Origin of the sequence: Bacillus alveayuensis, from assembly GCA_030812955.1 — a bacterium.
GTDB lineage: Bacteria > Bacillota > Bacilli > Bacillales > Aeribacillaceae > Bacillus_CB > Bacillus_CB alveayuensis.
This window is the reverse complement of sequence record JAUSTR010000014.1, coordinates 43,418-55,787: the sequence shown is the minus strand read 5'-3', so window position 1 is coordinate 55,787 and position 12,370 is coordinate 43,418. Positions and strand designations below refer to the sequence as shown.

The window sequence follows — 12,370 nt, the reverse complement described above, 5'->3', positions numbered from 1 at the left end:
CTTTCTTGTCCGCCAGTCATGGACATGACTAGAAAAAAAACCGCAGTAAGAACAGCGTTCTTCTGTAGTATTTTTCTCAACATGTAACAAATTGCGATCTTCAAGAAACACTTGTTTAACAACTTCAAATTCTGGCAAATCTAGTGATACGGAAAACACTTTAGAACCTCCTGTTATGTTAAGTCACGCTAACATTATTGCCAGGAATTCGTGAGTGTTTTCCTTATTTTTTGGGTTAAATCACAAAATGTGGTGATGAATCTTTATTTAAAATTGGAAGTGTTAGAAAATCGTCAAAGGTTATATACGCGATTTTTTAATTGATATGGATTGATTGCTAGATTTGGTACCTAATGGGCTATAAAAAAATGGGAGATGACTCTATTTCTAGCTTTTCTGCCAGAGTCGGCAAGCGAGTCGCTTGCCGACTGGGCATGCTATACGCATGCCCTTCTCGAACAATAAACGCTCCTGCGGCCAAATTCATTTGCCCGTTTGCGTTCTTGTTCGAGGGATGTGGCAGAAAAGCATGTGTTCAGCCATACGATTCTGTATGTTTAAGTAAAATAATGGATAATCAACACTAGTGTTATACTTATTCATTTTTTATTTCTTTTTATCTCCGTTTAATCATGTTTCCGCTACTTTAGTTGTAGGGTTGGGCATAGCAACTCTTGGCTTTTTCATTACACCTTTTGTCGTAAGTTATAAGAAAGTTAAAGATTAAATTGAAAAAGTGGTTAGTTCATTAACTGCACAAGAAAGTCCGTATTTGGGAATAACAACATCGTTTTTCCTTTTAAATGTCTGATCACCTTTTCGGTCCCTTTCAGTTTGCTCTCTTTTGTTTTCTTATCAAAAGAAAAAAGCTAGACGATTGTCTAGCCTTATGATTGAATTGGTTTCTTTAAGATTCCTAGAAGAATAGCGGTTACCACGGAGCCGATTAAAATAGCTAATGCATATAGCCATGGATTCCCTTCTACAAAGGCGATAACAAAAGCGCCGCCGTGTGGAGCACGTAATCCGATATGAAATAGCATACTTAAAGCTCCAGCTGTCGCCGAACCAACGATAATGGAAGGTATGACGCGAATTGGGTCAGCTGCAGCAAATGGAATTGCCCCTTCCGTAATAAAGGAAGCTCCTAAGAAAATATTTGTAACACCTGCTTCACGCTCACGTTCTGTAAAGCGATTTTTGAATAAGAATGTCGCAATCGCAATACCTAATGGTGGGACCATTCCACCAGCCATGACCGCTGCGTGAGGCAAATAATTCCCAGCATCAATCATCGCAATTCCAAAGGTAAATGCTGCTTTATTAACTGGTCCTCCCATATCAACAGCCATCATGCCGCCAAGAATGATGCCAAGAAGCACTAAGTTTCCTGTGCCAAGACCATTTAACCAGTTTTTTAAGCCTTCATTTAATAAACTTACTGGGTCTATGATGAAAAAGTACATGATCAAACCTGTAATACCAATTCCAAATAACGGATATAACAATACAGGTTTAATGCCTTCCAATTGTTCAGGGAGAGAGGCGAACAATTTCTTTAAAGCGATTACAATATAACCAGCTAAAAATCCAGCAATTAGTCCACCTAAAAATCCAGCTTGACCTTGTGCTGCCATAAATCCACCAACCATACCTGGTGCAAATCCTGGACGGTCGGCAATGCTCATGGCAATAAAACCAGCTAATACTGGAATCATTAATCCAAAGGCATTTCCACCACCAATGGTCATAAGGGCTTCTGCTAATTCATGATGGGAAGGATCATTCGGATCAAACGCCTTAATGCCAAACATAAAGGATATGGCAATTAGAATACCGCCCCCAACAACGAACGGAAGCATGTTCGAAACACCATTCATTAAATGCTTGTAAATACCTTTTCGTTGTTTACTGCTATTTTCGTCTGAATGAGTGATAGTCGCATCCCCATGATAAATTGGAGCATCTTGTTTTAGGGCACGTTCCAGGAGCTCTTTCGGTTTGCGAATTCCATCAGAAACTGGTACTTCAATGACATGCTTACCCTTGAAACGAGCCATATCTACTTGTTTATCAGCAGCGACAATAATGGCTTTTGCTCGTTTAATATCTTCTTCTGTTAAAACATTTTTGGCACCATCTGATCCATTCGTTTCAACTTTTATTTGAATCCCCATTTCTTTTGCTTTTTCTCTTAAGGAATCTGCTGCCATATACGTATGTGCAATACCTGTTGGACATGCTGTTACGGCTAAAATGAGATCATGATGTTCATTCGTATTATCTGTTGTCGTATTTGTTTCATCTTGATCATAGTGATCAATAATTTGTAAAATCTCTTCTTTTGTTTTAGCTTCTAAAAGCATTTTGCGAACTTCTTCTTTTAATAATATGGTAGACAGTCTTGATAACGCTTGAAGGTGAGTATTGTTTGCACCTTCAGTTGCTGCAATCATGAAAAATAGATGTGCAGGATTTTGATCTAAAGATTCATAATCAATTCCTTCCATAGAGCGGCCAAAGGCGATCGCCGGCGCTTTGACAGCATTTGTTTTCGCATGTGGAATAGCGATTCCCTCGCCAATACCTGTTGTACTTTGTTGTTCGCGGGCTAATATCGCCTCTTTAAATGCCCTTCGATCTTGCAGTTTACCTGCTTGATCTAAAACATACACTAACTCATCAATGACTTCATTTTTGGACTTCGCTCTAACATGTAAATGTATCGTTTCTGTTGTCAATAATTCTATAATTCTCATAATTTCCCTCCTCGATCAAACACTTGAATATTTACTTCTGGAAGTAGCGCTTCCACTTCTTGTTTTTGACATAATTCAAGTGAAAAGGCTGTTGCACTACCGGAAGCAATCCCAAACTGAAATGCTTTTTGAACGTCATATGTTTGTATATATTTAGCGATAAACCCTGCGACAACGGAATCACCCGCTCCAACAGAGTTTAATACCTTTCCTTTTGGTGCAGAAGCATATAATGTCATCTTTTTGTTTATGAACAATGCTCCTTGATCTGCCATTGATACAATGACATTTTCCGCTCCCTTTGCCACTAGCTTTTTGCCATAGTAAGAGGCTTCTTCCATAGACTCAATCGTACAGTTGAACCACTCGCCAAGCTCATGATGGTTCGGCTTTATTAAAAATGGATGATATGGAAGAATGGAATGAATCAAATCTCCTGATACATCTACAACAAACTTCACTTCTTTTTCCCTACATGTAGAAGCGATTTGTTCATATAAACTTTTCGGTAAACTTTTTGGTACACTGCCAGCGATGACTAGCATATCGTTTGGAGTTAAATTGTTGATTTTTTGTAATAGTTGTTCAACTTCTTCATCAGAAATCGCTGGACCTAATCCATTAATTTCTGTTTCCACACCCGTTTTTAATTTAATATTAATTCTTGTATCGCCCTTGACGTTGACAAAATTCGTTTGAATCCCTTCATTTTTTAAAAACGTCTCAACATACTGACCTGTAAATCCACCAATAAAACCAAGAGCACACGTCTCAACTTGAAGACGGTTTAACACTCTTGAAACATTGATCCCTTTTCCACCTGGGAATTTGGCCTCATTTTTCATACGATTTAGTTGTCCTAATTGAAATGGTACGGCTTCCACAATATAGTCAACCGATGGATTCAATGTAACGGTGTAAATCATGTTCCCACAACCTTCATATCTGTTATTGCTGCATATTCTGCGATGACGTCTTGATCCGATTGATTTGTAATAATCGTTGCTTCCTGTATATTTGCAATTTTGGAAAAAGATATTTCATTAAATTTCGATTCATCTGCGAGAACAAATCCTTCTCGAGACAGTTGCAAAGCTTTACTTTTGATGAATGCTTCATCAGGGTCAGGTGTTGTGAATCCAAGTTCTTTATGGATGCCATTGACTCCTAAAAAGCACTTATCAAATCGGTATTGTTCAATGGATGACATGGCCCCTCTTCCAATAAGTGCTCCCGTTCTCGGTTTCACATATCCTCCTAGCAAATACGTTTTAATTCCTCTCGTTAATAATGGTTCAATATGTGTTAAACCATTTGTTACAACAACAATTTCTTTATCATTTGGTAAATAATCAATTAGCTGTAAGGTGGTTGTTCCTGCATCAATGTAGATGCAATCTTCATCTTCAATCATTTCTGCTGCAAATTTTGCAATGGCTTTTTTTGCTTCGATGTTTTTTAAAGATTTTTCTTTCACATCAGGTTCAGATAGTTTTCCTTTTAATTTTGTGGCACCACCGTGAACACGCTTTAAAAATTTCGCTTTTTCCAGCTGCGTTAGGTCACGGCGTATTGTTGATTCGGAAGCATTTGTTGCTTCAACTAATTCTTGAATTTTGACGATTTCTTTTTCTTTTAATAAGTCCAAAATCATTTGATGTCGTTCTTCTGTTAACATAGTTCTTTACTCCTTTCATGAAAACGCCTTCTCGTTGATTTCATTCTAAAATAAACATCAGCAAAAATCAATCATTTTTAATCATATTCATTCAAAAATAATCAAAAACAACCACGTGAATGAAATTAGTCATTAAACGAAAAATATACAGGAAATATGAATGGAGCTCTAAGTTTTTTATGATGGAAAATCAAATTAGGAAGGATGCCTTTTTCATGCCTTTTGTTACCTTACCAAATAACATCAAACTGTATTATGAGTTGTATGGAAGTGGAACCCCGATTGTTTTTATTCATCCAACAAGTATGGGACTTTTAACATTCAAATATCAAAAGCCATTATCAAAACATTTCAAGTTGTTAATGTATGATCTACGCGGAAATGGACAGAGCACACATCATCATGAATACATGAGTATATCCACATTATCTGATGATCTTTATTTCCTTTTAAAAGAATTGAAATTAAAAGAAGTCTTTATCTGTGGGTATTCAAATGGTGGTTGTATTGCACAAGAGTTTGCAATCAAATATCCTGATTATGTTAAAGGAGTAATATTAATCGGAGGATTTTCAGAGGTCAATACTTTTTTACTTCGCACCGAATTTTTATTAGGCATTTTAACAATACGGTTTGGCGGCCTTCCTCTTGTTGCTAAGGCTATAAGTAGAGCCCATGCTAAATCGAAAGCTTTTTATCAAGAGCTAGAATGCTACATCAATAAATCAGACAAAAAAATGGTTTCTCACATGTACCAAATAGGGCTTGATTACGTAGCGACAAATCGACTTCAACAAATAGAAGCGCCACTTCTCCTTGTCTATGGACAAAAGGATTACTATGTCCACTCTTACCAATACGCTTTTCAAAAGTACGTAAAAAATGTTGAGGTTGTTTATGTATCGAATGTTAAGCACCAAGTTCCAACATTAAAAGGGGAGGAATTAAATGCGATTATTCATCAGTTTGTTGACAAAAATAAATAAGTTAAATTTGATGTAAAAGAATTTTAACCGAATAGACTCCTTTTTATCGCACATCGTGAAGAATTGTTGGATAATGCGATTGAAACGTTTTAACAGGTTATTCCGAAAAACGAGTTGTATGGAAAAATTACTAGGAGCGTTAAACAAACTGAAAAGCCGTATATTTTCAGTACTGTGCAATCTCTTCATAAAGAAGAAACCTTATATAAGTTTTCACGTGAGGAATTTGATTATATTGTGGTCGATGAATTCCATCATGCAGAAGCTCCTCCTTACCGAAAAGTGCTTGATTATTTTGAACCAAAGTATTTGCTTGGATTGACTGCAACCCCTGAACGAATGGATGGTCGTGATGTATTAGAGCTTTGTGATCATAATATTGTGTATGAAATTCGCTTACGAGATGCTTTGAACGCCGATTTATTAGCACCCTTTCATTATTTTGGTGTATCTGACCATACGGTAGATTATAGTCAAATCCCGATGAAAAATGGCTTCTTCCAAGAAGACATTCTTGTTCAGGCATTAAAAACGAATGAGCGGACAGACTTTATAATTGAGATGATTAACACATATGGCTACGACGGAGATCGAATGACCGCTCTAGGTTTTTGAGCATGCAAAATATATGAGCGAAGAATTTAATAAACGGGGGTTCAATGCGACGTATTTAACAGGTGAACATAGTGTTGCTGAACGTGAAGAAATGATTCGCCGTCTAGAGGATGAGCATGACCCGTTACAAATAATATTTACAGTGAATATTTTTAACGAAGGTATTGATATTCCGAAAGAGAACCTTATCTTATTTTTAAGACCTACAGAATCATCCACCGTATTTATTCAACAATTAGGACGAGGGATTCGAAAAATAGTAGGAAAAGAGTTTGTAACCATTTTAGACTTTATCGGAAATTATCAAAAATCATTTGTCGATCCACTCGCTATTTCCGGTCAGATCAATCAGAAGGCGTTTGATACAGATTCCTTACGAGTCGCTGTTACACATGAATTTGCTGATTTACCAGCAGGATCATACGTGGATTTAGATCCGATTTCACAAAAAGAAATACTCGAAAAAATCGTTTTGTGGTCGTAAATAGCATTGCTAGATGATTTTAAGTAGGTATCAATCATACTATTTCCACAAGAAAACCCTTGAACCAAATTATAAGTTTTGTCCAAGGGTAGAAATTCAATTTTTTTTAACCAGATTCCCTATTAAGTCCGATATGGACACCTTATTTACCGGTATTTCCCTTTCATATTTGGTTAATTTTAATATATCTAACTATAAGCTTATGCTAGTATTCAATGATGATTTATATTCAAAAAACTACGCCTCAAGTCTTAGTCTAAAATAAAGCTCAGGCTCGTTATAGCATTTTTGAAGAAAAGGTAAGATGAAGACAAGAAAGGAGGAAACGCCAAAATGAAAAAAATCGTGTTATTGACAGTCGGGATTATTTTAGCCTGTATCTTTTTAGCTCATCTTGGACCGATGATTGGGCTTATCATTTCGTCCGTCATTTTCTACTACGCTTTCAAGGAATTTATGAAGGCTGACAAAACGTTTGTGAAAGTATTGCTTGGGATCATTGCAGTTATTGCGCTCATTGCAACACTGTCAAACGTCCCAGCATTCGTCGGGCTAGTGGCTTTAGTTGGGTTGTACTATATCTATAAAAACTGGAAGAAGGAAAAAGAGTCTCCCGAAGTAGACGATCCTTTTACGAACTTTGAACGCGAATGGCAAAAGCTACAAAAAACGAATTGAAAGGGGTAATTTGAAATGGGCTTATTTTCACGCTTAAAGCAAGTAGTTGAAGCAGATTTACACGATTTACTCGACCAAAAGGAACAAAAAAATCCAATGGCGATGTTAAATCATTATTTACGCCAATGTGAACAAGAAGTAGAAAAAGTTAAGAAGCTTGTGGAGCGTCATCACACGTTGAAACATCAATATGAAAAAGAATACGAAGAATCAGTAAAGATGGCGGACAAACGAAAGCATCAAGCAGCTGTTGCGAAAGAAGCGGGAGCACAAGAATTATACGAATTTGCTTTAACGGAACAACATCAGTACGAAGAAAGAGCAGAGCGTATCTTGCAATTAAAAGAACAAGCCGAAAAAGAACTCGAGCAGCTTGAGCAAAAATATGAGCAAATGAAGCATAAGCTAAAAGATATGCACGTAAAAAAATTAGAACTCATGGGAAGAGAAAACACAGCGCGTGCTCATTACCGCATGAACAAAGTACTTGAAGATAACAAATATACAGAAAAAGCATTCTCACGCTTTACTGAAATGGAGCGTTATCTTGAAGAACTAGAGCGAAAAGTAAAATCACGCTACTTTGAAACGACGATTGATGCCAAAATCGCTCAACTCGAAAAAGAGTTAAAGACAAAAGAAACAATTTCAAACGAATAACAAATCATGGTATGCTAAAGGCGTAGAATCTTCTACGCCTTCGTGTACAGATAAATTTTTCAGACTAAATGAAAAGGCTTGACTTTCGAGTACGAGTCCGATGAGGAAAGTTAGCAGATTACTTGAATCGGGTAAAATAACAAAGATTGCAGATCGTATCTGCACCTTATTCGTATCGATACACCTAAGAAGAAAGAGCAGAAAGGAGGAGATGTCATTGTTCAACAAATACGACGGTTGGTCATGGATTTTTTTCATCACAGTCGGCCTATTACTATTTGAAATTATTTTTTTAGATGGTGGCATGCTTTACTTTCTGTTCTTTTCAGCTTTATTCATATACATCGGAAAAAAATATTATCATAAGTTCATTGGCAAAATTGTTTTTTGGGTGAGCTTAGTCAATGCCGTCATTGCCATTTTTCACACATTGGCATTTCGCTGGATTGTTTTTTCCGTTATCATTTATTTTTTTATCCAATACGTTAAGTCAAAGAAAACTCAATCCAATATAAAAGTCGAAGAAATGAAAAAAAGTGAAGAAACCTCATCAACGATTTTACGAAAAAAGCCTTATTTTCAAAATAAATTGATCGGTCGTCAAAGCACACCGCAAGCGATTTATGAATGGGAAGATGTCAACGTCCAAGGGTTTGTTGGCGAGGTTATCATCGATTTAAGTCAAACAGTTTTTCCAAAGGGAGAGGCACTCGTTTTTGTAAGGCACTTTTTCGGAAATGTCCAAGTGCTTGTGCCATATGATATGGAAGTGTCGGTGCACTCCTCGATGGTGGTTGGAACCTATGAAATTTTCGACCAAGTCAATGAACGTGTATTAAATGAATCCATCGTTTATCAAACAGCAGATTATGCAAAAGCTGAACAGAAATTAAAAATCGTATCGTCCATGTTTGCTGGCCATATAGAGGTGAAGCGGGTATGAATGTTATAGGGCGTCACCTCTTATTCGGTTTCCTTTGTGCATTGGCGATGGTGATTGGTGTCATCGGTTTATATCTTATTTCGTATCCACTTGAGGAATGGTCAGAATGGTGGACAGTGAAAGCTTACGGAATTCCCTTTATTTTAGCCCTTTTATTTATTCTGATCATCATAGGAATATCCATGGGGCTTTTTTTCGGCTGGTATTGGAAAAAGCAATTTTCAACAATTAACCGGTCGTTAACACAACTTCGAGCCAGCTCACCGAAAAAAGAGAGTGAAGAAAAGCATATTGCCGAAGTAGAAGAAATTTTATATAAAATCCAGAAATGGCAGGAACAGTTTCAAGAGCAAACAAAGCTTGCTCAAAAGCTAGCTAATCAAAATGCAGAAGAACAGGAAAAGCAAATGCAGGAGCTCGTGTCAAAAGAACGAAGCCGATTGGCAAGAGAGTTGCATGATTCTGTAAGCCAACAGCTGTTTGCCGCATCCATGTTAATTTCAGCGATTAATGAATCAGAGGAAACTTCTTCCCCTGCATTACAAAAGCAATTAAAAATGATTGAACAAATGGTTCATCAATCACAGCTTGAAATGCGAGCATTGCTCCTTCATTTACGACCAGTCCCATTAAAAGGAAAGAGCTTAAAGAAAGGGATGATCGAGCTACTTGCTGAATTAAAACAAAAAGTGCCAATGGAAGTAAAGTGGAAAGTTGAATCGTGTACTTTAGAAAAGGGAATAGAAGATCACTTGTTTCGTATTTTACAAGAAGCGGTTTCGAATACCCTTCGCCATTCTAAGGCCTCTACATTAGAAGTGTTGTTTATCGTTCGCGATCAATTTGCCATTTTACGTGTCGTAGATGATGGCATCGGTTTTAATGTGGAAGAAGTGAAAACAACCTCATACGGACTTCAAACGATGCGTGAAAGAGCACTAGAGATCGGTGGAAATCTTCAAGTTGTCAGTCTTCCAGGAAAAGGGACGCGACTCGAAGTGAAAATTCCGATTATGGAGGGAGACGATGATTAAAGTATTGTTTGTTGATGACCACGAAATGGTGCGAATCGGTGTGTCATCATATTTATCCACTCAACCAGATATTGAAGTAATTGCAGAAGCTGAGGATGGAAAAGAAGCGGTTGAAATGGCCATCAAGCTTCGCCCAGACATCATTTTAATGGATTTAGTTATGAAAGAAATAGACGGAATCGAAGCAACGAAACAAATTATCAAACAATGGCCTGATGCTAAAATCATTATCGTCACGAGTTTTTTAGATGATGAAAAAGTATACCCAGCTCTTGAAGCCGGAGCGACAAGTTATTTGTTGAAAACTTCAAAGGCAAGTGAAATCGCAGACGCCATTCGAAAAACATACCACGGTCAAACCGTTCTCGAACCAGAAGTAACCGATAAAGTCATGGCCAAAATGCGTCGCCCTTCCAACCGTCTGCCACACGAAGAATTAACGAAGCGTGAAATGGAAATCTTGCTATTAATGGCCCAAGGAAAAACCAATCAAGAAATTGCCGACGAACTATTTATCGCCTTAAAAACAGTCAAAACACACGTCAGCAACATACTCAGTAAATTAGAAGTCCAAGACAGAACGCAAGCAGTTATTTATGCATTTAAACATCATTTAGTGGATCCCACCTAGAAAGGATAGGTGGGGTTATGTGTTTTTTGAAGACAAATAAGAAATAATGACACAATTGTTTAACTTTTGTATAGGTTGAACATTAAGTTGTTCAGTAGGATTTAATGATTCACAGTGACCGCTAGACTTATTTAGATACTAAACCAGATAACTGATAATCAGTTGGATATTAGTCTGTTAGTCCCACCAATTAAACATCGAATAATTTGTATGGACAGTAAGTCTTTTCAGACGAATAAAATTATACTAAGCTCCTTAAAGGATACATTCAACATTTACAAAAGCAATCCCTCAGCTCTTATGAACTAAGGGATTCACCTTTCATTAATCGCTCCATAATTCTCCGTTTTTTATAGAGCATCTTGCCAGCTTCGCCAATGTCTTCAATCATTGACTTGTTGACAAATGAGCCAAATAAAATGCCTGCAATCGGAATCATTTGCAATAATTTTTTCCAGCCGAAGTTATCGCGGCAGCTAGCCATCACTTCAAGCCAACCTTGAACTTGAGAGATCGTTTGTTTATTAAGGTTCCCTTCTGGGTAATCATAAGCAGAAAGCTCTTCTAAAATGGCTCGTTTTCCAACAATATCAGATAAGGCAAATTGAAGACATTTTATGATAAAAACTCGCTCCTTTTTTTCATTTGGATCATAGCCATAACTCATGGCAATTTCTTGAAGTGTTTTTAAGGAAATACCGAGTATGAGTGGAATATCAATCGTTAAAGTGAAAAGTCCACCAATTCCTGTTGTCGCTCCTTGAGTCATTGCGATTTTCGCTCTTGACGAAATAATCTCATCACTCACCTCGTCCATTAAAGCAATAGGTTGATTAGAAATTATGGAGAATTCGAGATTTTCCTGTTTCAGCTTTTTCTCAAATCGTTTGATAATGCTTTTTTCATTAATCAAATATTTCCCGCCTGTTTGTATATAGCTTCCGATTTCATCTAACGCTTGGCCAATTTTTTGATGAATAAATTGGGGAGTCAACCGGTCAAGAATTTTAAAGGGAAGGCGACTAAAGCGTTCCCAAAACCAGAGCCCTTTTTGGTCTTTTTCCCATTTTTGAATTTCCTCAAGATGTAGTAATAATTGCTCACGGGTTTCTTCAGATGTCAAAGTCGTCACCTCTATTTGTGAATTCAATTGAAAGAATTTATGCATGAAAAAATATTAGAAAGTCATTTTAACAAAGGGGGGTTCCCAATGTTAATTAGAATCCAATTATTTTACTAAAGTAGCTCTGTTAGGAGGTTCTATACTGCTATTAATTGGTGGAATCATTAAACTTGCTATTTAAGCTTTAACCAAACAATTTTAGTCTGGTTTTTTATTTATACTATGTTAGGTATTTGAATCTATTTTACCAATTGTTTCTATGTATTTTTGAAATGTCCAACATTAGCCACTAATTAGTGTTACAATATTTTTGATGAATATTTTTTATAATCGGAAGTGATTGATGTGAAAAAAAGTTCCCCCAAATACTTAATTATTTTGTCTATAATATTTGGCATCATGATTGTTACCTCTGCCATTCAAGCTGTTCTGTCACCATACCCGTTTATTAGATTAGTAAATGTTTTTACAATTATTTTTCTTTCAGGAGTTGTTGGTGCTTTTATAAGAGAACTATTTATATTAAGGCGTACTCATAATCAATAACCACTGTGTCAGTATTTTTTGCAAGTACTACACTTCTTTTTCGTTCGTAATATTATATCAAGTTTCCGAGAGATCTCTTTAAGTATCATATTTCTTTCATTTTGAGTTTGAAGATATTTAATTAAAAACCAAATGATAAATAGTACTGGAATAATATAAAAGTGGCATTATACTAGCCATTGTATTCCCTCCATTTATTATTTGAAAAATAAATTATGTAAGGGCTCTTTTAT

General features: G+C 36.5%; 10 protein-coding genes and 1 pseudogene. 7 read left to right on the top strand and 4 right to left on the bottom strand.

All coding sequences use genetic code 11. The annotated features are described in order from the left end of the window. Positions 1-887: 887 nt before the first annotated feature. Genes J2S06_RS12260 through J2S06_RS12250 form a run of 3 tightly spaced genes read right to left on the bottom strand, consistent with a single transcriptional unit; the run spans position 888 to position 4,437 of the window. Positions 888-2,759 (bottom strand): PTS fructose transporter subunit IIABC, encoded by a 1,872-nt coding sequence (locus J2S06_RS12260; protein ID WP_419152503.1) that lies wholly within the window; start codon positions 2,757-2,759, stop codon positions 888-890. Further along, positions 2,756-3,685 carry a 1-phosphofructokinase gene (gene pfkB / locus J2S06_RS12255; protein WP_419152502.1) on the bottom strand — a complete coding sequence of 310 codons (930 nt, stop codon included), beginning with the start codon at positions 3,683-3,685 and terminating at the stop codon, positions 2,756-2,758. Before pfkB ends, J2S06_RS12260 begins: the two co-directional genes overlap by 4 nt. Continuing rightward, entirely contained in the window at positions 3,682-4,437 is a 756-nt protein-coding gene (locus J2S06_RS12250; protein ID WP_419152501.1) for a DeoR/GlpR family DNA-binding transcription regulator, read from the bottom strand. The genes pfkB and J2S06_RS12250 overlap by 4 nt, the downstream gene beginning before the upstream one ends. Before the next feature lie 215 nt (positions 4,438-4,652). On the opposite strand from J2S06_RS12250, the gene J2S06_RS12245 reads away from it, so the two are divergent. The 7 genes and pseudogenes from J2S06_RS12245 (at position 4,653) to J2S06_RS12215 (ending at position 10,468) form a co-directional block, all read left to right on the top strand. Next, a complete protein-coding gene (locus tag J2S06_RS12245) occupies positions 4,653-5,423 on the top strand; it encodes an alpha/beta fold hydrolase (RefSeq protein ID WP_419152500.1) in 771 nt (256 codons plus the stop codon). 27 nt (positions 5,424-5,450) lie between these two features. Then, a pseudogene (locus tag J2S06_RS12240) lies at positions 5,451-6,507 on the top strand (DEAD/DEAH box helicase); the annotation flags it as partial. Positions 6,508-6,855: 348 nt separating this feature from the next. Further along, the gene (locus J2S06_RS12235) at positions 6,856-7,200 is read left to right on the top strand and encodes a lmo0954 family membrane protein (protein WP_419152499.1); all 345 of its coding nucleotides are present in this window, start codon (positions 6,856-6,858) and stop codon (positions 7,198-7,200) included. A 15-nt stretch (positions 7,201-7,215) separates the two neighbouring features. Further along, positions 7,216-7,860, top strand: coding sequence for a PspA/IM30 family protein (locus J2S06_RS12230; RefSeq protein WP_419152498.1), 645 nt, complete (start codon positions 7,216-7,218; stop codon positions 7,858-7,860). A 217-nt stretch (positions 7,861-8,077) separates the two neighbouring features. Next, positions 8,078-8,803: a cell wall-active antibiotics response protein LiaF gene (gene liaF, locus J2S06_RS12225; RefSeq protein ID WP_419152497.1), complete on the top strand. Its 726-nt coding sequence runs from the start codon at positions 8,078-8,080 to the stop codon at positions 8,801-8,803. Then, positions 8,800-9,837 (top strand): sensor histidine kinase, encoded by a 1,038-nt coding sequence (locus J2S06_RS12220; protein ID WP_044893127.1) that lies wholly within the window; start codon positions 8,800-8,802, stop codon positions 9,835-9,837. Before liaF ends, J2S06_RS12220 begins: the two co-directional genes overlap by 4 nt. Further along, positions 9,830-10,468 carry a response regulator transcription factor gene (locus J2S06_RS12215; protein WP_419152496.1) on the top strand — a complete coding sequence of 213 codons (639 nt, stop codon included), beginning with the start codon at positions 9,830-9,832 and terminating at the stop codon, positions 10,466-10,468. The genes J2S06_RS12220 and J2S06_RS12215 overlap by 8 nt, the downstream gene beginning before the upstream one ends. 298 nt (positions 10,469-10,766) lie before the next feature. On the opposite strand, the gene J2S06_RS12210 is transcribed toward J2S06_RS12215, so the two are convergent. After that, the gene (locus tag J2S06_RS12210) at positions 10,767-11,591 is read right to left on the bottom strand and encodes an EcsC family protein (RefSeq protein ID WP_419152495.1); all 825 of its coding nucleotides are present in this window, start codon (positions 11,589-11,591) and stop codon (positions 10,767-10,769) included. Positions 11,592-12,370: the final 779 nt, after the last annotated feature.